The organism is uncultured Zoogloea sp., from assembly GCF_937894855.1.
Taxonomy (GTDB): Bacteria; Pseudomonadota; Gammaproteobacteria; order Burkholderiales; family Rhodocyclaceae; genus Zoogloea; species Zoogloea oryzae.
Genome location: NZ_CALAYQ010000034.1, coordinates 16,242 through 37,038 on the forward strand (window position 1 = coordinate 16,242; position 20,797 = coordinate 37,038).

Consider the following 20,797-nt stretch of genomic DNA (forward strand, 5'->3'; position numbering starts at 1 on the left):
TCAGCGTTGGCGCCCGCGCTGGAGGCGCAGGGCATTGAGGACGACGAACAGCGAACTCGCCGACATGCCGATCCCGGCCATCCAGGGCGTGACGAGCCCGGACATGGCGAGGGGAACGGCGGTGAAATTGTAGGCGAACGACCACCAGAGATTCTGGCGGATGATCTTGAGCGCCCGACGGGAGAGATCCAGCCCTTCCGCCAGGGACGACAGCCGGCCGGACAGCAGCACGATGTCGGCCTGATTGCGGGCGAGATCTGTGCCGCCGCCCATGGCGATGGAAACCTGGGCCTGGGCCAGCACCGGCGCGTCGTTCACGCCGTCGCCGACCATCGCGACGATCGCGTTCTCGGTCTGCAGCGCACGCAGCGCGGCGTGCTTGCCTTCCGGAGTCATGCCGCCCCGGGCATTGGCGACGCCCAGCTCCCGGGCCAGTGTCTCGACGGTGGCCGGGGTGTCGCCGCTCAGGATCGACATGTCGATGCCCTTGTCGCGCAGCGAGGCCAGCGCCGCCGGACAATCCTCCCGCAGCCCGTCGGACAGGGCAAAGCCGGCGATCCAGCCGGCGGCCGAACCCAGCGCGATGACGGTACGGCCGGAGCCTTCGTCGGCCAGCAGCGCTTCCGGCTCGGGCAAGCCCACCAGTTCGGCCACGAAAGAAGGACGGCCGATGCGGTAGGCGACGCCATCCAGCACACCGGCCACGCCCTGCCCCGTCGTTGCCGCCACGTTGCCGAAAGCCGGCACCACCAGGCCGCCGCCGCGCCGGCGCAGGGCCTCGGCGATGGCGTGCTCGGAGCCCTGCTCCAGGCCGGCGGCAAGGCGCAGCGCGTCCATCTCGTCACTCTGCCCCAGCAGGCGGATCTGCTCGACGCGCATCTCGCCGTAGGTGAGCGTGCCGGTCTTGTCGAAAACAAAATGATCGGCCCGGGCCAGGGCTTCGATTGCGTGGCCGCGGGTGACCAGCACCCCCATCCGCGCCAGCGCGTCGGTGGCCACCGTAAGCGCCACCGGCGTGGCCAGCGAGAGCGCGCAGGGGCAGCTCACCACCAGCACCGAGACGAACACCCACAGGGCGCGATCCGGGTCGTGCCACCACCACCAGCCGGCGGTGACCACCGCGAGCACCAGCAGCGCGACGATGAAATAGGCCGCCACCCGGTCGGCCTGCTGGACGACGCGGGGCTTCTCGACCGAAGCACGCTCCATCAGCTGGCGGATCGCGGCGAGGCGGGTGTGCTCACCGGTACGGGTGACCCGCACGCACAGCGGGCTGCCGATGTTCACGCTGCCGCCGGTCACCTGGGCGCCAGGCTTCTTGGGCACCGGACGGCTCTCGCCGGTGAGGAGTGCCTCGTTGGCCTCGCTCTCGCCCTCGGCCACGATGCCGTCGGCCGGCACGGTCTCGCCCGGTTTCACGCGGATCATGTCGCCGGCCTGCAATTGCGACACCGGCACCCGTTCGCCTTCCGGATCAGGCCAGTTGGCGAGGCGTTCGGCGAAGGCCGGCAGCGCCTTGCCCAGCTCCTCCACGCCGCGCACGGCTTTCTGGCGGGCCAGCATTTCCACGTAGCGGCCGCACAGCAGGAAGAACACAAACATCGTCACCGAATCGAAGTACACCTCGCCCTTGCCGGTTAAGGTGGCCCAGCAGCTGGCCACGAAGGCCGCGCCGACGCCCAGCGCGACCGGCACGTCCATGCCCAGCCGGCGCAGCTTGATGTCGCGCCAGGCGTGGCTGAAGAAGGGCGCGGCAGAATACAGCACCACCGGCGCGGTGAGGATCAGGCTCGCCCAACGCATCATCGACTCGATGTCGGCGGTCATGTCGCCGTCGGCGATGTACACCGGGAAGGCGTACATCATCACCTGCATCATCCCGAAGCCGGCGACGAACAGTCGCCACAGGGCCGCGCGGCGCTCGCGCTGGGAAATCTGCTCGGAGCGGGCCGAGTCATAGGGATAGGCCCGGTAGCCGATGGCCTGGATGGCGGCGAGGATGTCGGAGAGCTTGATCTTGCGCTCGTCCCAGCGCACCCGGGCGCGGCGGGTGGCGTAGTTGATGTCCACCGCCGTGACGCCGGGCTGGTGGGCCACGTGCTGCTCGTTGAGCCAGATGCACGCAGAGCAGGTGATGCCTTCGAGGATCAGCGCCGCTTCGCGCTCGTGTTCGCCGATGGGCTTGACGAAGCCCTGCTGGAAATCCGGATGATCGAAGAGGCCGAGATCCTTCAGCTCGTCGGGCATCGCCTCGCGGGCCTGCTCGGGCATCGCGTCGCGGCGCCGGTAGTAGTCGATCAGGCCGCTGCTGACGATGGACTGGGCCACTGCCTGGCAGCCCGTGCAGCACATGTGGTGGGGGGTGCCTTCGATATCGACGGCGAGATCGACATCATCGGGAATCGGCAGACCGCAGTGGTAGCAGTCGTGCTCGCGGGTGGGCACTTGGGACGGCGACGACGGGGAAGAAGGCTGGGACAACGAGGGCCTCGCAGAGCGGAACACACGTGGCCCGGGCAGGCCACGGAAAACACGCCCTTTTATCACAACTGGCCGGCCCGACCAAACCCGGCGACCTCCCCCGCCAAAAGGAAACGCACCCCGCAGGGTGCGTTTCGGTTACGGATCAGCTTGCCCTACAGTGCATCACATCATGCCCAGCATCCGCGGGAACCACAGGGACAGGCCCGGCCAGTAGGTGACGAGACCCAGGAAGATCAGCATCGACAGCAGCCACGGCCACACCGCCACGGTGAGCTCGGTGATGCCCATCTTGGTGATGCCCGAGGCCACGTACAGATTGAGGCCCACCGGCGGATGGCACATGCCGACTTCCATGTTCACCACCATGATGATGCCGAAGTGCACCGGGTCGATGCCCAGCTTCATCGCCACCGGGAACAGGATCGGGGCGAAGATCAGCACGATGGACGACGGCTCCATGAAGTTGCCGGCCAGGAGCAGCAGCACGTTCACCGCCAGCAGGAAGGCGATCACCCCCAGCCCGTTGCCGAGCATCCAGTCGGCCAGCGCCTGCGGGATGTTCTCGTTGGTCATGATGAAGGAGAACAGCACCGCGTTGGTGATGATGTAGAGCAGCATCGCCGACATGTTGGCCGAGTTGAGCAGCACCTTCGGTACGTCGGAGAGGGGCATGTCCTTATAGACGAACACCGCCACGATGAAGGCGTACATGGCGCTCATCGCCGCCGCCTCGGTGGGCGTGAAGATGCCGGTGTAGATCCCGCCCATCACCACCACGATCAGCAGCAGGCCCCACACCGAATCCCGGAAGGCCTTCATCCGCTCGGCAAAGCTCGCCTTGGGCTGACGCGGGTAGTCGAACTTGCGGGCCCGATACCAGGTCACGCCGCCGAGGGTTGCCGCCAGGGCCAGGCCCGGCACCACGCCGGCCATGAACAGCGCGCCGACCGAGGTGTTGGTGGCCACCGAGTACATCACCATCACGATGGACGGCGGGATCAGGATGCCCAGCGCCCCAGCCGTGGTGATGATCCCGGCGCCGAAGCGGTTCGGAAAACCCGCCCGCACCATCGCCGGCAGCAGGATCGAACCGATCGCCACCACCGTCGCCGGCGACGAACCGGACACCGCCGCGAACAGCGCACAGGCCACCACGCCGGCGAGGCCCAGGCCGCCATACCAGTGACCGACCATCGCCGTGGCGAAGTTGATCATCCGCTTGGCCACCCCCCCGTGAGTGAGGAAGTTGCCCGCCAGGATGAAGAACGGGATCGCCATGATCTCGAACTTCTCGATGCCGGTGAACAACTTGAGCGCCACCGATTCGAGCGGCACCTCGGTCATCGTGAACAGGAAGGTGAGCACCGTGAGGCCGAGGGAGATCGAGATTGGCATCCCGGTCAGCATCAGGACGGCCAGGATGCCAAAGATGATTGCGGCGTTCATTGCTGGCCTCCCTTCTTGTCACCGACCTGACGATGCTTGAGATCGTGCATGTGCAGGTTGTCGCCCATGCCGTAGACGTCCGCATCCACCGGCAGCACTTCGTCTTCCAGACCATCCACATGGCCATGATCGTGGTGCGGCAGCTCGCCGGTACGCACGAAGTTCCAGGCCACCTGAAGGAAACGGAAGCACATCAGGCTGGAGCCCAGGGGGATCGCGCTATAGACGATCCAGGTGGGCCACTCCAGATCGGGCGTGGTGGGGCCTTCCGGCACATCGCCAAACTCGGCGCCGGTCAGGCTGAGGAAGGCGTAGTGGGCGCCGTTCTCCCACACGAAGTGGGCGCCAAGCGTAGCCACCACCGCGGTAAACAGTGCGCCGGCCATCAGCCCGAAGAGGATGAACTTGCTCCGGTTGCTGTCGGACAGGCGGTTGATGAGCACATCGACGCCCACGTGGATGCCGGTCCGCACGCCGTAGGCGGCGCCGAACTTGGCCATCCACACGAACATGATGATGCACAGCTCCTGGGTCCAGCTCACATTGAGGGACAGGAGCCAGTCCTGAAGGCCGGGAATGCTGAGACCGGCCAGATATCGGTGAACAACCGCGAAAAAGATGATCGCAGTCGCTCCCCCCATGAGGAGCGTGATGATCCACTCCTCGAGGCGATCGAGAATCTTCATGATTTGACCTCGCTGAAGAACGCAGCGGGAAAGGGGAAAGCCCCGCGCCGGAACACGCCCGGCCCGGGGCACCGAACATTACAGCTTCGCGGGATCGAAGCCGGTTTCCTTGTAGATCGACTGGATCAGATCCTTGCCGATCCGGCCTTCCATCTTCTGGTGGACGGGCACCAGCGCCTTCTTGAAGGCGAGCTTCTCTTCCTTGGTCGGCACATAGACCTGGGTCTTGCCGCTCTTCTTGATCGCCTCCAGGGACTTGTCGTTCTCTTCCTGGGCGATCTTGTTGGCGTAGACGGTGGATTCCTTCATGGCCTGCTCGAGCTGGCCACGGACATCGGCGGGCAGGCCGTCCCAGAACTTCTTGTTGGCGATCACTGCGTAACCCAGATAACCGTGGTCGGTCACGGTCAGGTGCTTCTGCACCTCGTGCATCTTCTGGGTGTACATATTGGAGTGGGGATTCTCGGTACCATCCACGACGCCCGTCTGCAGGGCCTGGTACACCTCGGAGAAGGCCATCACCTGGGGCAGGCCGCCGAGGGCCCGGATTTCCTCTTCAAGCACCTTGGACGACTGGATGCGCAGCTTCTTGCCCTTCAGGTCGGCCGGGGTGCGGATCGGGGTGTTGGCCGAGAACGACTTGAAGCCGTTATCCCAGAAAGCCAGGCCGACGATGCCCTTGGGCTCCAGCTTCTTCAGGATGCTGGCGCCCACCGGGCCCTGGGTGATCCGGTGCAGTTCGGTGTAATCGTCGAAGATGTAGGGCAGGTCGAAGGCTTCGAACTCCTTCACGCCCAGCGGGCCAAACTTGGCCAGCGACGGCGCCAGCATCTGCACGGCGCCCAGCTGCAGGGCTTCGAGTTCTTCCTTGTCCTTGTAAAGTGCGCTGTTGGCGAAGACCTCAACCTTCACCTTGCCCTTGGTGAGCTCCTCGGCGCGCTTCTTGAAGAATTCCGAGGCCTTGCCCTTCGGGGTGTCGGCAGCCACCACGTGGCTGAACTTGATGACGATCGGGGCCTGGGCGGCGGCCATGCCGGAGAAAGTGGCAAGGCCCAGGGCGGCGAGACTGAAAATTGCGGTGCGACGCTTCATGATTGTCTCCAATAAAATTTATTTAATCTCGAACAAGCTGCCGTTATGGCAAACCATGTCGCGAGTTTCGGCATGGCGTGCCCCCCCCTCAATTGTGGATAACCGCAGTGTGGAAAATTCGAATGCCCGGAGCCACTCCAAAAGGTCATAACGCAGCCTGCGCCAACACCATGATCGCCAATCCCTTGCCGACCCCGCCCACCGCCGCCCCGCCTCGCGTCTACTGGAGCCTCCCCTACGCCGCCGTGGTGCTGTTCATCGCCACCATGGCCGCGCTGCTGTGGCTCACCCACCGCCAGGACGCCGAGGAGCAGCGCGCCACGCTCATCAACGACGTGCTGTGGATGGAGCAGAACCTCTCCTTCCAGTTCGAGCGCAATAACGCCCAGCTCACCCAGCTCGGGCCGGAACTGCTCGGCGCAAACAGCCGCGGCGCGGCCACCGAGGCCCGCATCAAGCGCGCCCTCGACCCGGAAAGCGGGATGATCCGCATCCTGTGGCTCGGCCCCGACGGCAAGGTGAAGGACGCCGAGCCGCCCTACACCGACAGCCACCTGGTGGGCGAAGCCGCCGGCAGCTTTCCGTCGGACGCCGCCTTCCGCCTCTCCCGCTCCCTCGGCCGGCCCACCTACAGCGACGCCTACGCGGTGATCGGCAACCAGAGCCACTTCGAAGTCCATGTGCCCATCTTCGAAGGCGGACACCACCTGGGCACGGTCGTCGGCGTGTATTCGGTCAATGAAATCCTCGCCCATCAGGTGCCCTGGTGGTTCTCCGAGCGCTACCGGGTGGCGGTGGTGAACAACCTGGGCGCCGAGATCGCCGCCAAGTCGAAGGTCTCGCCCCTGTCGGGCCTCGCCTACGAGATTCCCTTCGAGCCGCCAGGCCACGGGCTCGATCTGAACATCACCGCCTACAAGTCGGAGGTGCGCTGGATCTCGCTGCTGCTGATGGGCTCGCTGGGCGTGCTCGCCGCAGCCATCGTGTGGAGCCTGTGGCAGCTGCGGCGTCACATGGTGCGCCGGCAGGCCGCCGAACAGGCCCTGCGCAGCGAACACGCCTTCCGCAAGGCGATGGAAGATTCCCTCAACACCGGCATGCGCGCCCGCGACCTGCAGGGCCGCATCACCTACGTGAACCCGGCCTTCTGCCGGATGGTCGGCTGGAGCGCCGATGAGCTCGTCGGCCTGATGCCGCCGATGCCCTACTGGGCGCCCGAGAGCCTCGAACGCACCTACGAGGTCCACCAGATGATCCTCGGCGGCAACGCCCCGCCCCAGGGCGTCGAGATCCGCTTGATGCGCAGGAGCGGCGAGCGCTTCGACGCGCTGCTCATTGAGGCCCCGCTGATCGACGCCGACGGCCGCCAGATCGGCTGGATGGGCTCGATGGTGGATGTCACCGAGCAGAAGCGCACCCAGGAACTCGCCCGCCAGCAGCAGGAACGCCTGCAGGCCACCGCGCGGCTGGTCACGATGGGCGAGATGGCCTCGACCCTCGCCCACGAGCTCAATCAGCCCCTGGCCGCCATCTCCAGCTACAACACCGGCTGCCTCAACATGATCGAACACGGCGCGCTGTCGGACGGCGAGCTGACCGGCATCCTCCAGAAGATCGGCAAGCAGGCCCAGCGCGCCGGCCAGATCATCCGCCGGGTGCATGCCTTCGTGCGGCGCAGCGAACCCAAGCTCGAACCCGCAGACCTCAACGCCATCATCCGCGAGGCCGTCGGCCTGGTGGAGCCCGACGCCATCCGCCGCGGCGTGGACATCGACGTGGATCTCGACGAAAACCTCCCCGGCGTGCTGGCCGACCCGGTGATGATCGAGCAGGTGGCCGTCAATCTGATCCGCAACGGCATGGACGCCATGGCCGACAGCCCGCGCGACGCCCGCCACGTGCAGCTCACCACCCACGAGGCCGACGGCATGCTGATCTTCAGCGTGGCCGACCGGGGCAAGGGCATCCCGCCCGACGTGGCCGAAAAGCTCTTCGCCCCATTCTTCACCACCAAGGAAGAGGGCATGGGCATGGGCCTCAACATCTGCCGTTCCATCGCCGAGCTGCACCGCGGCCGCCTCACCTTCGAGGCCCATCCGGGCGGTGGTACGATTTTCAACTTCTCGCTCCCGGTGCATACCCAATGAGCAATCCCGCCATGCCCCTCGCCCACATCGTCGACGACGACGAAGCCATCCGCGACGCCCTCGGCTGGCTGTTCCGCACCCGCAACGTGGCCGCCCGCGCGTGGGCCTCGGCCGAAGACTTTCTCGCCGCCTGGCAGCCCGACTGGCAGGGCTGCATCGTGCTCGACATCCGGATGCGCGAGATGAGCGGCCTCGAATGCTTCGACGCCCTCCTGGAGCGCGGCAACACCCTGCCGGTGATCTTCCTCACCGGCCACGGCGACGTGCCGATGGCCGTCGGCGCCCTCAAAAAAGGCGCCTTCGACTTCCTCGAAAAGCCCGTGGACGACAACGCGCTGGTGGACGTGGTGATCCGCGCGCTGGCCACCAACGCCCGCCATCAGGCCAATCAGGAAACCCAGGCCACCGTCGCCACCCGCCTCGCCCAGCTCACCCCGCGGGAACACGAAGTGATGCAGCTGGTGCTGGCCGGCAAGTTCAACAAAGTGATCGCCGACGAGCTGAACATCTCGATGCGTACCGTCGAAGTGCACCGCTCCCGGGTGTTCGAAAAAATGGGCGTGCGCTCGGCGGTCGAGCTGGCCCAACTGCTCTCGCCGCGGGACTGAGCTCGGCGGGGCAAGACAAAGCTGGGGCGCACCCCCGACGGGGCGACGATGACTTGCGCCCCTGCCTGTTCATGAACAGCTTGTCAGTGAGCCGGCAGGCGGGCTTGCCTTCGAAGAACACGTCGACGGAGTGGGTGATCCAGTCGGTGCCGCCCAGGTGGATGCCCGAGACGATCCCACCCATCGACCTGCCTTCGTCGACCACGCGCTCGGCAAACTGGCTACCAAAGTTGGCGATGCGGTTACCACCATCGGCGAAGACGCTGACGGCGCCCTTGATCATGCAGGCGACAGCATTGGTGTTGCAGGGAAGCGGGAAGGCAATTTTGTCGAAGATGCAGATACCGCCTTCGTGCTGGACGAGTTCGGCAACGGTTTGATTAATGTCCATGAGACTCGACTCAGTCAAACCGTCGAATCCAGGCTAATGCCTCTTCTCTATCGTCCAGCCCCTGCGGCACGCGGAACAGCCCATCGTGGTCGTAGCCCTCGAATCGAATTGATTTCGTATAACGCGCCACCAACCTATAGGCTTCGGGAACGTCGTCACGCCCGGTGTCGCCGATCTGCGGACAGGCCCCAGCCTGGATTACCACCCCGCCCGGGTAGGCGTGCAGCTTGCACACCGGCTCCAGCGCCGCGCGCATCTTGTCGCGTCCGCCCAGTTCCCCAACCAGCGCGTCGCTCAGCACGGTCAGCCAGTTCACGCATTTGATGCGGTTGTGAACTGACTGCGCCTCCATAGAGAAATCCACGCACCCTTGGAAATCAAACCCAGGAAAGCGCTTGAACAGTTGCTGGGCGTATTCGCTTTCCTGTTTGCTCTCGAATATGAAGACAAACCCGGCGCTGCCATGTACTGGCTGGCAGATGGCGCACCAGCGCAAAGTGGCAGCTAGTAGCACGTCAAAATTCGGCACCCCTTGGTTGTTACATATCTGGAAATGGGCGTTGACGCAGGAAAGTTCGTGTTCTTCCGCACGACAGACCATAACATCGGCTCGGTACGGATCAACGCTGTCAATCTTCATGCCAATGTCCACCATGCCCATCAGCGCTGCACCATAGCCATTGTGCGGTGGCAGATCGATGTCGGCTTGGATACGGGCACGCGGGTCGCCAGAGAACTTGACCGCGCGTTTCGTCCCTCGGGCCAGGAAACGATCCACTTTGTCTGGAAACATTTTCCAGTAATCCACCATGAACTCCAGCGCGCGCTGGCGTAGCAAAAGCTGATCGCAAGGTGACATATATAGTTCCGCCCCCAGGCCGAACTTGCAGGCGACAGCATCGGTGTTGTAGGGAAGCGGGAAGGCAATTTTGTCGAAGATGCAGACACCGCCTTCGCGCTGGACGAGTTCGGCAACGGCTTGATTGATGTCCATGGGGTGTCATTCTCCTTGTCGATACAGCGGCACGGGGTCAAGGGATGGGGATGGCGTTGCGGGCTGGAATGACCCGCGTACCTTCCGAGATGATCAGCACGCCCCATAAGGCCCAACCCGTCAGGGCGACGCCGGTGGCGGCCTGGAGCGCGTCGCCGTACTTGTCGATGAAGCTCTTCTTCGGCTCGGGTGCCGTCACCGGCGCCGGATGTTGCGGCGGCTCCTCGTCGTCGTCGCAGTTACAGCGTTGGTCGACCTTGAACTCCTCGAAGTTCTTTTTGCTACCTGTCTGCCGCTTGGCGATGTCGCGGTATTCTTTTGCCGCTTCGTTATCCAGCGAATCCCCCGGAAACTTCACATCGAAGATTTTGCTCAACTTGCCATCCGCGCCGATGCGGCCAATGTCCAGGCGACGGGAGTCGGGCCAAGGATATTGCGAGCTGGGCAGGCCTGGGTTGGACGTGCTGCCGATCATATCCCAGCCACCGCCCCGGTCGAAGGACACCTCGCGCCACATCCGCGCGTCGGGCTTGGGATAGCGGCCGGTGCGGGCATTGGCCGGGCCGTTGTAATACTTGTCGTCGATCTTCCTGCGCATGCACTCTTGAAACGTCTGGCCCCGTTGAAGCGGCTGCGGCCCGCCTTTCTTGTGGGTGTTCCAGCACGCGCAGGCCATTTCGCAAATCTCGTCGAAGAAGTCCTGATCGGCCTGGGGCAGGTCGCGTTGCTTCAAACCCGCCATGTTCACCGTGTTGCGGTGGTTCATGAACAGCTTGTCGGTGAGCCGGCAGGCGGGCTTGCCTTCGAAGAACACGTCGAAGGAGTGGGTGATCCAGTCGGTTTCGGCCAGGTGGGTGCCAGAGACGATCCCGCCCATCGACCCGCCTTCGTCGAACACGCTCTTGGCAAACTGGCTGCCAAAGTTGGCGATGCTGTTGCCGCCATCGGCAAAAACGCTGACGGTGCCTTTGATGAGGTCGCGCGAGTAGGCCTCGTTCTGGTAGGGCAGCGGGATGCCCGTGCTTGGCGTCTTGCACACGTCGGGCAAGGTGTTGTGGCTGACGCCGCCGCTGCCGCGATGGCATAGGGTCAGGCCGTTGATGTTGATGGTGATCGCCATGCGCGAATCTCCGGCAGATTCCGTGTGGGTTGGCTGGCACCGAGGACGGCGGCACCACGCAATGTGTCGTCTGAGCTGGCAAGCACCAGGATATGAGTGCCCTGCGGCCGCCGCCATTGGCCGTAGGCTGCCAGGGCAACGTGCGCCAGGGCGCTGGCGCTGTGCAAGTCGCCGCTGGCGAGCGCCGGCACGCTGCGCTGCCAATCCGGGGTGAACGCGCGGCCCAGACGCAATGCGGCAAAGCCGAACTGGTCGGCGCGGTAGGGCTCGCCGTTGAGATCGGCGATCAGCTGACCGACCGGGGCGGGGCTGTGCGTGCGCGCTTGCTCGATGGCCTGGCGTGCCGCCTGGGTGAGGCCCAGGCCCGTACAAGGCCGGGGTGAAGTATGCGTAACGGGCTCCAGCGCGGTGGCGCAACCCAGCAGCCGCGCCCAGCTCGCCGGGGCGAGCTGGACCGACGCGCCGAGCGCGATGGCGGCGGCGCCTTCGCCGGGCACGCGGCCATAGGCATTGCGGCGCAACTGTCCATGGAGCGGCGTGCTGGCGCCGTGCAGCAGTCCTTGCAGGTCGAGCCAGTGCAGCGCCTCGTGGCCCAGGCCGGCTTCGACGGCGAGCACCACGGCCAGGGCGTCGGGCTGGGCGTGGAGTGCCTGCCGCGCCGCGACCAGCGCGGCGATGCCGGCCGCGTGGCCGCCGCAGACCAGGTGGATGTGCTGCCATGGCCACAGTTCGTGCTGAACGGCTGCGCCCACCTGCTCGACCAAGCCGGGTGGCATACCGGGCCGGGCGGCGTCGGGCAGCACCAGCCAGAGCAGGCGAGGCGCGGTGTGCAGCGCGTGCCACTGGGGTATCAGCGCTTGGGTGAGCTGGGCCAGTGCGTGGCGGGCGAGCACGTGCCAGCGCGAGGCATCGAATGCAGACGCGTCGGGAAAGCAACTGATGCGCGGCGCGCTACCGGCGCAGTCGCGGTAGATCGGGTGGTATTGCAGCAGTGAGAGCTGGCTGCGCACCGCCGCGTCGGCCAGCTCGAGACTGGGCCCGGAGGGGAAGGCGCAGGCGGCACCGAGGATCAAGGGAGCGCCGCTCATGCGCCCGCTCCTGCGTCTTCGTCACCAACCGGCCAGTTCAGCTCGGCGTTCACCGTCCCTGACGGGCGATCCAGCGGACGCTGTTTTTGCAGGATGCGGGTTTTGTCCAGCCGGTTGACCTGGGCATGGCAGGGCACGGCCATGTGGTGCACGATGCTGATGCGCGGATAGTCCGGCTCCAGTATCAGGCTGTGGATCACCGAGCGGCTGGCAACCGAGCTGCCATCGGTGAAGTAGGTCTGGAAAGCCAGCGTGAGCTTTGGCAGCTTGAAGGCCAGCTTGCCGTCGGCCGCATAGCCGGGCGGGGTGAGGTTGACCAGCATGACTTCTTCGCCACCGCGCAGGTGCCCGGCCGCTTGCTGCGCGGCAGGGGCGAGCTGCCAGTGGCGGGGGTCGAGATCCTGCGGTGGCAAGGGGTAGCGTTGCTCGAACCAGGCCGCGTCGTAGGTGCCGGCGTATTGACGCCGTTGGGGCCAATGACCGGGGATGGGGCCGAATCCCAGCGGTGCGGGTCTGTCGCCGGGGTTGCCGATCGGGTGGTCGTGCGCTTCGACGTTCGGCAGCCAGACCCGCCCATCCGCATCGGGTTGAATGCCAAGGCCCAGCGGGTTGCCGCTGTGGTGCTCGGCGTCCGGCGCATCGCCGCCAAAGGCGCGCTCGAACACCAACGGCATGCGCAGAAAAGGGATGGGCTTGCTCGGTGAGTCGAACTGCACGCCGCGTTGCCAGTAGCGATCCCCCGACACCAAGGCCAAACGCCTCATGGGGCCAACGCGAAAGCCGACGAGCAGTTCTTCCACGGGCTGCGCCCCTTGCGCATGGGCATGGCCGCACAGCAACACATCGGTGACGGGTTTCGGAGGGCCGAGGTCGGTGTCGTAACGCAAACTGCGCAGGCCCTCATTGGGTACCGGGCCGCCGTGCACCGGCACCTGCGCGTCGGCGATACGCGTGCGGCCATCGGGCAGGATGTCGTAAGTGGCTTTGACCGCGACGATCCAGACTTCGGCGCCCTCAGCGTCACGAATCCAGCCGCTGTCGGCTGCGAAGGGGGTGCGGTTGTCGAGCGCCCACATGCTTCAGTTCAGTTCAATCTGGCCGCCGACGATACGGTTGAGTCCTTCCGCGTCGCTCAGAATGTAGTCGCCACGCAGCGTGATCTTGCCGTTGGGGTAGAGCGTGATGCTCGACTTGCCGCAACGCAAGGTGATCTGCCGCTTGGCTTCGAGCACCAGCTCGTCGGCCATCGGGGCGGGCGGCTCGCATGTGGGCGCGACCGGGGCGCCGGTTTCGGTCGCCGGGGCGGATAAAAACAGTTCCAGTTCGTGATCCATGGGAGACACTCCTCTTCTCATTTCAGCTCGTGAAGCAGCGAGCGTTGTACGTCGGCGGGCAGTTCCGTGGGAAACAACGGTCCGCGGAGCAGGCGTTGGCGATGCTCGGCGGCCAAAGGACGCCAAGGCAGCAGGCCGCTGCGCAGGACGGTGGAGAGCCAGGATGGCGTAAGGGGCTGTCCGGCAAAGTAGCGCTGATCAGCGGTGAATCGTCCGCGCCGGGCGCGCCACCACGCGGCAAAAGCAGGGGCGTCCGGCCACGGCAATGCGTCGTCATCAGGGTTCGCGGGAAGCTGATCACCGGGCTCGGGAGGACGCCCGGTTCGCGCTGGTTTGGCACCGAGCCAGCCATCACGTCCGGGGTCGGAGCCGGTGATGAGCTCCAGCGCGGCAGCGGCGATCCCGCCATGCTGGCGATCCTCCAAGGCGAAGATCAGTTCGGGAACGGCGTCTACCTGCCCCTGCCAGCCAAGCGCCTGCAGGTAAGGTCGGCGGAACTCCGGCCGTGAGGCTAGACGGACCAACAGCGGCCCGGTCCGGGCCGGCGCATGTAAGACGAGTGTACGCAGTGCGCCCGTCGCAATCGTGTCCTGTTCGCCCACGGCCAGGGTTTGCAAGGCGTCGCAGGCGGGGCCATGGTGCTCGAGTGGTCCGAGTGTCAGCAAGGTCTGCGCCGCCGCCAGACGCACGGCGGGTTGCGCATGGTCGAGATAACGCAGGCCAGCGGGCGCCAGATCGGCTCGACCGAGATCACGGACCAGCTGCAATACGGCACACAGGCTCTCCGCATCGAACGCCTGCGTGCGCAGCCAAGCCAGCGTGCGCTCATCCAAGCCTGGGCAGTCGCGGTGACGCAGGCCGGTCAACCCGATCCGTTTCGCCAGGGGCAGCGAGTCGATGGCGAGTTCCAGCAGCAGAGAGACCGGCGCCCATTGCAGCGCGGCGACCCGCGCCGGCATCAGATCGGGAATCGCTGCGGTCAGCGCGGCGGTGGCGTCCAGCAACTCGCCATCTTGCGTGGCCAAGGCGTAGTAGGTCAGCGCAAACAGCTCCGCACTGCGCATGGGCTCGTTCAGAAGACCGCCCAGGTGCTGCCGTGCAGGCGCGCCCAAGTAGACCAGCGCAGCCAACGCAGCCCGGATGCGGTCGTCGTAGGCCACGAGGTCGGCAAAATCCAGCGCCGGGTTGACCAGACGGTCGGCACGACGACGCCAGCCAAAGGCCAGCAGGTCCACATGGCGATCAGCCAGTTTGACCGCAGTCGTCGCAAGCAAACCGGAGATCACCGCAGCGTCCTCGGCAGCCATGACGGCCCGCAGCCACTTCCGGCGGTGTCGTCGGAACCGAAAGCCAAACCGATACTGGCCGATGTTTCGACGGCACGGTCAATGAATCTGCCTCCCATGCGCGCTCCAAGCTGACGATTCGAAATATCTTTTCAAGTTTGTTGGAAACCGCTGATCAATAGCGTTTCCAACGCATGCGCCTTCACGCCATCCGTTTGTCGATGACTTCGGTAACCGTCTTGTCTGCTTCCACCACCGCTTCTCGGGGGCGTTCGCGTGCCGAGCCCCCTTTTGCGGGCACAGCAGGCGGATCGCCCCCGTAACCACATCGCGGCTCGTCTCGCCGGATCAAGATTGGTCAGCCCTATCAGTGAGAACGCCTGCACGGTAGGCTTCGCGACCTCCTTGTAGGGCGCCGCGGTGCAGCCAAACTGGCGCTCAATCACACAAAGACATGCGCTCTACCCACGTCCGGATCGATGACTCCCCTCGGCGCCCCATCTACCGGATCAGGGTCAGGGGCCGATCAGGGTCGAGCACTTCAGTCCGAGCACCGGGCCGGCTTATGTAAGCTCAATTAAACGCCACATCCCCTTTCATCGCAAGCCGCATCCACTGGGCATGGAACGCGGGAGATGCAGGCGATGCCCGCTACCCCGCCGCCCGCGGCGGCGGCGCTTGTGCTTTACCCTTCCCTTCTGATTCCGTCCCCTCCTCCGCCGCTTTCACTCGGGAGAGCGACTTGCGCTCGAATTTCTTCTTCAGGCCCATGGAGGCGATCTGGTTGGCGTCTTCGCCGTAGATGGCCTTCACTTGGTTCTTCGTTTCAATCATGATGCGTGGAATTCTTCTTCGGCGACGATAGCGCCGCCGCGGGCTTCTGCGGCGGCGTTGTTGGCGACGATCCCGGCTTCCAGCGCCCGGCGGTAGCGCTCGTCGACAGCAACGAGGATGGGGGCGGGATTGGTCGGGATAGGCGTGCTCAGGCGTGAGGGCGTGACGGGCGAGACTGAAGCGTATTTGGCCGCGGCAGAATCAAGCGCGTGCACGGCCGCATCGCCATCGGCGGCGGCTTGGTGGTCCTTGGTCACGGCCGGATCGTGCTCGTGCACCACCATGGACGATGCGGCGGTGGACGAGGACGCCTTGGCCCGGCGCGAGGAGGATCTTGACGCGCGGGAGGACGCCTCGGCCAGGGACGACGCGTGTTTGACGGCGGGTGGTTACGGCTGCTGCGCCCGTACTGTGGCGAAGGTGGTGTTGGGTTACGCTGCGCGAACCCGACCTACGCGGGCTGGGGCCGGCGAAGTTCGATCTGGGGCCGGTTCAAGTTCGGGTTGAACCCGTTCAAGTTCTTGTTGAACCGGTTCAAGTTCGAGATGAAGTCGTTCAACTTCGACTTGAGCCCGTGCAAGTCAGACTCGAACTTGTTCAACTTCAGGTTCGCCCGGCCAGCCCGACCACACCGGCACCCACCCGGCCGCGCCCGCCGGGCATGCAAACTGCGCAGCCACTCCCACCCCGGCGATCCACGCCAGTTGATCGCCTACCCACAGCAGCGGCAGCTCATCCCGTAGCCAGCCCGGCACGCCGGCTTCCTGCAGCAGCTTCTTCAGCGCCCGGGACGGCCCGTCAGGATGCACACGCAGACGCTCGCCGCCCCCACGCCGACGCAGCAGGCACGGCCCTCCGGCCAGCAGCGCCGCCGCCAGCCCTTGTCCCGTCGCCGGCCGGAAGGCCACCTCGCCACCGGCCCAGGCCAGCGTCGCCTCGCCAGACCACACCAGCGCTGCCGGTGCATCCCGGCACTCCACGGCCTCCAGCCACCATTCGTCGCGGTAGATGCACAGCGCCACGCTGCCCAGCGGCAGGCGCAGCCCGGCCGGCGCCGCAGCGGCGCGGAACTGGCGCTCCAGCTCGACCAGCCTGTCCTCATCGGGCATCGCCGCGCCGGCCGCCGCCAGCACCCGACGCAGCACATTGCGCAGCCGCGGCGACGTGAGCCCGACGGCCCCGGCACGCCGATAGCGCCGCGAACCCGGCCGGGCCAGCGCAGCCAGATCAGCGTCGGCCAGCTCGTCCAGCAGGTCCGAGGCCTCGGCGGCAAGTCGGCCGAGGCGCGCCAGACCCGCCGCCGCGCCGGGAAAGCGCGCGCTCATGGCTGGCAGGATGTCGTTGCGCAGGAAGTTGCGCGAGAAGCGGCAGTCGGCATTGCTCGGATCGTCGATCCAGGCCAGACCGTGGGCCGTGGCATGTGCCTCGAGCACCGACCGGGGCACATCCAGCAGCGGTCGCCACAGCCCGGGCTGCCCCCGACCCGGCCGGATCGCCCGCATCCCCGCCACGCCGCGCACCCCGGCACCGCGGATGGCGCGAAAGAGCACCGTCTCGGCCTGGTCGTCCCGATGATGGGCGAGCGCCAGCCAGTCGGCGCCGCCTTCCAGCAGCACGGCCCGGCGGGCATCGCGGGCGGCGGCTTCGAGTCCACCGGGATGGGTGTGATCGACCGTCACGTCGTGTACGGCAAAGGGCACGTCCAGCCGCTCGCACAGCCCACGGCAGAGGTCGCCCCACGCCGCCGACCCCGGCACCAGGCCGTGGCTGACGTGGGTCGCGCTCAGGTCGAAATGAAACTGCCCGCGAAGACCCGCGAGCAGATGAAGGAGAACCGTGGAATCGAGCCCGCCGGAGAGGCCGACCCGGATGCGCCCCGCGGGTGCTGGCAGGCGCTGCCAGCTCGCCGCGACGCGGGCAGACAGATCAGTCGACGGCAATTTCCTTGAACTTGCCGTAGCTCATCAGCCGCTCGAAACGCCGTTCGAGGAGTTCGGACGGCGACAGGTCGGACACCTGGCGCAGGGCATCCTGCAGCGCCCGCTTGAGGCTCTGGGCCATCGCCCGGTGATCCCGGTGGGCGCCGCCCACGGGTTCGTTCACCACCTTGTCGATCAGCCCCAGGGACTTGAGTCGGCCGGCGGTGATGCCCATCGTCTCGGCGGCATCGGGGGCACGGTCGGCGCTCTTCCACAGAATGGAGGCGCAGCCTTCCGGCGAAATCACCGAGTAGGTGGAGTACTGCAGCATCATCAGCTGATCGCCCACGGCGATCGCCAGCGCGCCGCCGGATCCGCCTTCGCCGATGATCGTGCAGATGATGGGCACCTTGAGATTGGTCATCTCGTAGAGGTTGTGGCCGATGGCCTCGGACTGGCCGCGCTCCTCGGCGTCGATGCCGGGATAGGCGCCCGGGGTGTCGACGAAGGTGAAGATCGGCAGCCCGAACTTCTCGGCCAGACGCATCATGCGCAGGGCCTTGCGGTAGCCCTCGGGGCGCGGCATGCCGAAGTTGCGGAAGATCTTTTCCTTGGTGTCGCGGCCCTTCTGGTGGCCGATGACCATGCACGGCTGGCCGTTGAAGCGGGCCAGGCCGCCGACGATGGCCTTGTCGTCGGCAAAGCTGCGGTCGCCGTGGAGCTCTTCGAAGTCGGTGAAGATGTGCTCGACGTAGTCCAGGGTGTACGGCCGCTGCGGGTGGCGGGCCACGAGGGCGCACTGCCAGGGCGACAGCTTGGCGTAGATGTCCTTGGTGAGACCAAAGTTCTTCTGTTCCAGGCGGGCGATCTCTTCGGAGATATCCACGGCCGAATCGTCCTGCACGAAGCGCAGTTCTTCGATCTTCGCCTCGAGCTCGGCAATCGGCTGCTCGAAATCCAGGAAGGTCGTTTTCATTGGGGGCAGGCTCAAAAAAATTTCCCGCATTTTACCCCATCGCCCCGAAAGAAACCCAACGGGCGGGCAGACACCACGCCCGACAGGCAAATCGCATTGCTGCACAGCGCAACAAGCCGCTAACATCCCGTCCTTTTACCTGCTCCCCGGCCCCTCCCCCTTCATGGCTTCGATGAATCTCCTGCGCGCCCTCGCCACCGTCAGCGGCATGACGCTGCTGTCACGCATCCTCGGCTTCGTGCGCGACTTCGTGGTCGCCCGGGCCTTTGGCGCCGGCGTCGAGACCGACGCCTTCTTCGTGGCCTTCCGCCTGCCCAACCTGCTGCGGCGGATGTTTGCCGAAGGCGCGTTCTCGCAGGCCTTCGTGCCCATCCTCGCCGAATACAAGAACAAGCGCGGCGAAACGGAAACCCACCGCCTCGTCAATCACGTGGCGAGCGCGCTGGGCCTGGTGGTGCTGATCGTCTCGATCATCGGCGCGATCTTCGCCCCGTTCATCATCTACGCCACCGCGCCGGGCTTCTCGGCCGACGCCACCAAGTTCGACCTCACCGTCCAGCTCACCCGCATCACCTTCCCGTACATCTTCTTCATGTCGCTGGTGGCGCTGGCCGGCGGCGTGCTCAACACCTGGAGCCGCTTCGCGATCCCGGCCTTCACGCCGGTGCTGCTCAACCTGTCGTTCATCGGCATGGCGCTGTTTGCCGCACCCTACTTCGATCCGCCGGTAATGGCGCTGGGCTGGGCGGTGTTCATCGGCGGGCTCGCGCAGCTGGTGCTGCAGCTCAAACCCCTGGCGCAGATCGGCATGCTGCCGCGCTTCTCGCTGGACTTCTCCGATCCCGGCGTGCGGCGCATCCTCAAGCTGATGGCGCCGGCGATCCTCGGCGTGTCGGTGAGCCAGATCTCGCTGCTCATCAACACCGTGTTCGCGTCCTTCCTGCCCAGCGGCAGCGTGTCGTGGCTGTATTACGCCGACCGCCTGATGGAATTCCCGGCCGGGATGCTGGGCGTGGCGCTCGGCACCATCCTGCTGCCCAGCCTCTCCAAGATGCACGCCGACAAGAACCCCACCGAGTTCTCGGCGCTCCTCGACTGGGGCCTGCGCCTCACCCTGATGCTCACCCTGCCGGCTGCCCTGGGCCTGGCCCTGCTGGCGGTGCCGCTCATCACCACCCTCTTCTACCACGGCGCATTCGGTGCGTCGGATGTGTTCCAGACCCGCACCGCGCTGATCGCCTACAGCGCCGGGCTGGCCGGTCTGATCCTCGTCAAGGTGCTGGCGCCGGCCTTCTACGCCCGCCAGGACGTGCGCACGCCGGTCAAGTTCGGCCTCATCACGCTGGCGGTCACCCAGCTCATGAACCTCGTGTTCATCGGCCCGCTGCAGCACGCCGGGCTGGCCCTGTCCATCGGCCTCGCCTCGTGCATCAACGCCGGCATGCTCTATCACGGGCTGCGCAAGCGCGGCATCTACCAGCCGCAGCCCGGCTGGGGCAAGTTTGCGGCCAAGCTGGGCGTGGCGCTGGTGGTGCTGGGCCTGGCGGTATGGTTTGCGGTGGGCGCCGATTCGGTGTGGCTGGGCTATCGCGGCACCGAACGGACCATCCGGCTGCTGGCGCTGGTGATCGGCGGCATCCTGGTGTATTTCGCCACCCTGTTTGCCCTCGGTTTCCGGGTCAAAGACTTCCGCCGCCGCGGCGCGAGCTGAAATAAAATCCGGGTAATGCTTCAAGAACAACCCGGAGACATCAGCATGCAACTGACCAGCCAGAGCCTGACCGACGGCACCCCCATCGCCGGCGAATTCGCCTTCTGCGTGCCCGCAGCCGAGGGCCATGTAGCCCTCAGCACCAACCGCAACCCGCAGCTTGCCTGGAGCGGCGCCCCCGCCGGCACCCAGAGTTTCGCGGTGATCTGCCACGACCCCGACGTACCCAGCCGCGGCGACGATGTCAACCAGGAAGGCCGCAGCGTGCCGGCCGACCTGCCCCGGGTCGACTTCTTCCACTGGGTGCTCATCGACCTGCCCGCCGGCGCCACGTCCATCGAAGCCGGCGCCCAGTCCAGCGGCGTCACCGCCCGCGGCAAGCCCGGCCCGGACGCGCCCGGCGGCGGCCGGCACGGCATCAACGACTACACCGGCTGGTTTGCTGGCGACGAGCAGATGAAAGGCAACTACTTCGGCTACGACGGCCCCTGCCCGCCGTGGAATGACTCCATCCGCCACCGCTACGTGTTCACCGTGTTCGCCCTGGACATCCCCCGCGTGCCGGTCGAGGGCATCTTCACCGGCCAGCAGGTGCGCGATGCCATCGCCGGTCACATCCTGGCCCAGGCCAGCCTCACCGTCAGCTACAGCCTCAACCCCGCCATCCCGGCGTAACGGGCA

18 protein-coding genes and 2 pseudogenes are annotated in these 20,797 nt (G+C 66.0%); 4 read left to right on the forward strand and 16 right to left on the reverse strand.

What is annotated here, in order from left to right:
- The 4 genes from Q0672_RS03285 to Q0672_RS03300 form a co-directional block, all read right to left on the reverse strand.
- Positions 1-2,481, reverse strand: a complete 2,481-nt coding sequence (locus Q0672_RS03285; protein WP_298619660.1) for a heavy metal translocating P-type ATPase — start codon at positions 2,479-2,481, stop codon at positions 1-3.
- Positions 2,482-2,646: 165 nt separating this feature from the next.
- Positions 2,647-3,930 carry a TRAP transporter large permease gene (locus Q0672_RS03290; RefSeq protein WP_153160958.1) on the reverse strand — a complete coding sequence of 428 codons (1,284 nt, stop codon included), beginning with the start codon at positions 3,928-3,930 and terminating at the stop codon, positions 2,647-2,649.
- Positions 3,927-4,619, reverse strand: coding sequence for a TRAP transporter small permease (locus Q0672_RS03295; protein WP_298619775.1), 693 nt, complete (start codon positions 4,617-4,619; stop codon positions 3,927-3,929). Before Q0672_RS03295 ends, Q0672_RS03290 begins: the two co-directional genes overlap by 4 nt.
- Positions 4,620-4,694: 75 nt before the next feature.
- Positions 4,695-5,708, reverse strand: a complete 1,014-nt coding sequence (locus Q0672_RS03300) for a TRAP transporter substrate-binding protein (protein ID WP_298619663.1) — start codon at positions 5,706-5,708, stop codon at positions 4,695-4,697.
- A gap of 122 nt (positions 5,709-5,830) precedes the next feature.
- On the opposite strand from Q0672_RS03300, the gene Q0672_RS03305 reads away from it, so the two are divergent.
- Together Q0672_RS03305 and Q0672_RS03310 are read left to right on the forward strand one after the other, a co-directional pair.
- Complete coding sequence (locus Q0672_RS03305; protein ID WP_367179921.1) at positions 5,831-7,855, forward strand: sensor histidine kinase; 2,025 nt, start codon at positions 5,831-5,833, stop codon at positions 7,853-7,855.
- Positions 7,852-8,463, forward strand: coding sequence for a response regulator (locus Q0672_RS03310; RefSeq protein WP_298619666.1), 612 nt, complete (start codon positions 7,852-7,854; stop codon positions 8,461-8,463). Before Q0672_RS03305 ends, Q0672_RS03310 begins: the two co-directional genes overlap by 4 nt.
- Before the next feature lie 76 nt (positions 8,464-8,539).
- On the opposite strand, the pseudogene Q0672_RS23495 reads toward Q0672_RS03310, so the two are convergent.
- The 12 genes and pseudogenes from Q0672_RS23495 to Q0672_RS03365 form a co-directional block, all read right to left on the reverse strand.
- Positions 8,540-8,854 (reverse strand): annotated as a pseudogene (locus Q0672_RS23495) (PAAR-like domain-containing protein); the annotation flags it as partial.
- 10 nt (positions 8,855-8,864) lie between these two features.
- A complete protein-coding gene (locus tag Q0672_RS03315) occupies positions 8,865-9,848 on the reverse strand; it encodes a type VI immunity family protein (protein ID WP_298619668.1) in 984 nt (327 codons plus the stop codon).
- Between the two features lie 37 nt (positions 9,849-9,885).
- Positions 9,886-10,968, reverse strand: a complete 1,083-nt coding sequence (locus tag Q0672_RS03320) for a DUF4150 domain-containing protein (protein WP_153160954.1) — start codon at positions 10,966-10,968, stop codon at positions 9,886-9,888.
- Positions 10,938-12,056, reverse strand: coding sequence for a hypothetical protein (locus Q0672_RS03325; RefSeq protein WP_298619670.1), 1,119 nt, complete (start codon positions 12,054-12,056; stop codon positions 10,938-10,940). The genes Q0672_RS03320 and Q0672_RS03325 overlap by 31 nt, the downstream gene beginning before the upstream one ends.
- Positions 12,053-13,132: a DUF2169 domain-containing protein gene (locus Q0672_RS03330; protein WP_153160953.1), complete on the reverse strand. Its 1,080-nt coding sequence runs from the start codon at positions 13,130-13,132 to the stop codon at positions 12,053-12,055. The genes Q0672_RS03325 and Q0672_RS03330 overlap by 4 nt, the downstream gene beginning before the upstream one ends.
- A gap of 3 nt (positions 13,133-13,135) precedes the next feature.
- Positions 13,136-13,390, reverse strand: a complete 255-nt coding sequence (locus Q0672_RS03335) for a hypothetical protein (protein WP_153160952.1) — start codon at positions 13,388-13,390, stop codon at positions 13,136-13,138.
- Between the two features lie 17 nt (positions 13,391-13,407).
- Positions 13,408-14,697 (reverse strand): hypothetical protein, encoded by a 1,290-nt coding sequence (locus Q0672_RS03340; RefSeq protein ID WP_228111826.1) that lies wholly within the window; start codon positions 14,695-14,697, stop codon positions 13,408-13,410.
- 305 nt (positions 14,698-15,002) lie between these two features.
- Positions 15,003-15,122 (reverse strand): annotated as a pseudogene (locus tag Q0672_RS03345) (IS5/IS1182 family transposase); the annotation flags it as partial.
- 205 nt (positions 15,123-15,327) lie between these two features.
- Positions 15,328-15,510 carry a hypothetical protein gene (locus tag Q0672_RS03350; RefSeq protein WP_153160951.1) on the reverse strand — a complete coding sequence of 61 codons (183 nt, stop codon included), beginning with the start codon at positions 15,508-15,510 and terminating at the stop codon, positions 15,328-15,330.
- A complete protein-coding gene (locus Q0672_RS03355) occupies positions 15,507-15,794 on the reverse strand; it encodes a hypothetical protein (protein WP_153160950.1) in 288 nt (95 codons plus the stop codon). Before Q0672_RS03355 ends, Q0672_RS03350 begins: the two co-directional genes overlap by 4 nt.
- 297 nt (positions 15,795-16,091) lie before the next feature.
- A complete protein-coding gene (tilS, locus tag Q0672_RS03360; protein WP_298619676.1) occupies positions 16,092-17,450 on the reverse strand; it encodes a tRNA lysidine(34) synthetase TilS in 1,359 nt (452 codons plus the stop codon).
- A complete protein-coding gene (locus Q0672_RS03365; protein ID WP_153160949.1) occupies positions 17,437-18,405 on the reverse strand; it encodes an acetyl-CoA carboxylase carboxyltransferase subunit alpha in 969 nt (322 codons plus the stop codon). Before Q0672_RS03365 ends, tilS begins: the two co-directional genes overlap by 14 nt.
- A 172-nt stretch (positions 18,406-18,577) precedes the next feature.
- Between Q0672_RS03365 and murJ the strand changes: the two genes are divergently transcribed.
- Both murJ and Q0672_RS03375 read left to right on the forward strand, forming a co-directional pair.
- Positions 18,578-20,116, forward strand: coding sequence for a murein biosynthesis integral membrane protein MurJ (gene murJ / locus Q0672_RS03370; protein ID WP_298619678.1), 1,539 nt, complete (start codon positions 18,578-18,580; stop codon positions 20,114-20,116).
- A gap of 45 nt (positions 20,117-20,161) precedes the next feature.
- Positions 20,162-20,791: a YbhB/YbcL family Raf kinase inhibitor-like protein gene (locus Q0672_RS03375; RefSeq protein ID WP_298619681.1), complete on the forward strand. Its 630-nt coding sequence runs from the start codon at positions 20,162-20,164 to the stop codon at positions 20,789-20,791.
- The last annotated feature ends 6 nt before the right edge of the window (positions 20,792-20,797 follow it).

Coding starts and splice junctions, on each gene's coding strand:
- Q0672_RS03325 (WP_298619670.1), bottom strand. CDS start 12,056: ATGAGCGGCGCTCCCTTGATCCTCGGTGCCGCCTGCGCCTTCCCCTCC.
- Q0672_RS03350 (WP_153160951.1), bottom strand. CDS start 15,510: ATGATTGAAACGAAGAACCAAGTGAAGGCCATCTACGGCGAAGACGCC.
- Q0672_RS03305 (WP_367179921.1), top strand. CDS start 5,831: ATGCCCGGAGCCACTCCAAAAGGTCATAACGCAGCCTGCGCCAACACC.
- Q0672_RS03320 (WP_153160954.1), bottom strand. CDS start 10,968: ATGGCGATCACCATCAACATCAACGGCCTGACCCTATGCCATCGCGGC.
- Q0672_RS03355 (WP_153160950.1), bottom strand. CDS start 15,794: ATGGTGGTGCACGAGCACGATCCGGCCGTGACCAAGGACCACCAAGCC.
- Q0672_RS03375 (WP_298619681.1), top strand. CDS start 20,162: ATGCAACTGACCAGCCAGAGCCTGACCGACGGCACCCCCATCGCCGGC.
- murJ (WP_298619678.1), top strand. CDS start 18,578: ATGAATCTCCTGCGCGCCCTCGCCACCGTCAGCGGCATGACGCTGCTG.
- Q0672_RS03315 (WP_298619668.1), bottom strand. CDS start 9,848: ATGGACATCAATCAAGCCGTTGCCGAACTCGTCCAGCGCGAAGGCGGT.
- Q0672_RS03310 (WP_298619666.1), top strand. CDS start 7,852: ATGAGCAATCCCGCCATGCCCCTCGCCCACATCGTCGACGACGACGAA.
- Q0672_RS03300 (WP_298619663.1), bottom strand. CDS start 5,708: ATGAAGCGTCGCACCGCAATTTTCAGTCTCGCCGCCCTGGGCCTTGCC.
- Q0672_RS03340 (WP_228111826.1), bottom strand. CDS start 14,697: ATGGCTGCCGAGGACGCTGCGGTGATCTCCGGTTTGCTTGCGACGACT.
- Q0672_RS03365 (WP_153160949.1), bottom strand. CDS start 18,405: ATGAAAACGACCTTCCTGGATTTCGAGCAGCCGATTGCCGAGCTCGAG.
- Q0672_RS03335 (WP_153160952.1), bottom strand. CDS start 13,390: ATGGATCACGAACTGGAACTGTTTTTATCCGCCCCGGCGACCGAAACC.
- Q0672_RS03290 (WP_153160958.1), bottom strand. CDS start 3,930: ATGAACGCCGCAATCATCTTTGGCATCCTGGCCGTCCTGATGCTGACC.
- Q0672_RS03330 (WP_153160953.1), bottom strand. CDS start 13,132: ATGTGGGCGCTCGACAACCGCACCCCCTTCGCAGCCGACAGCGGCTGG.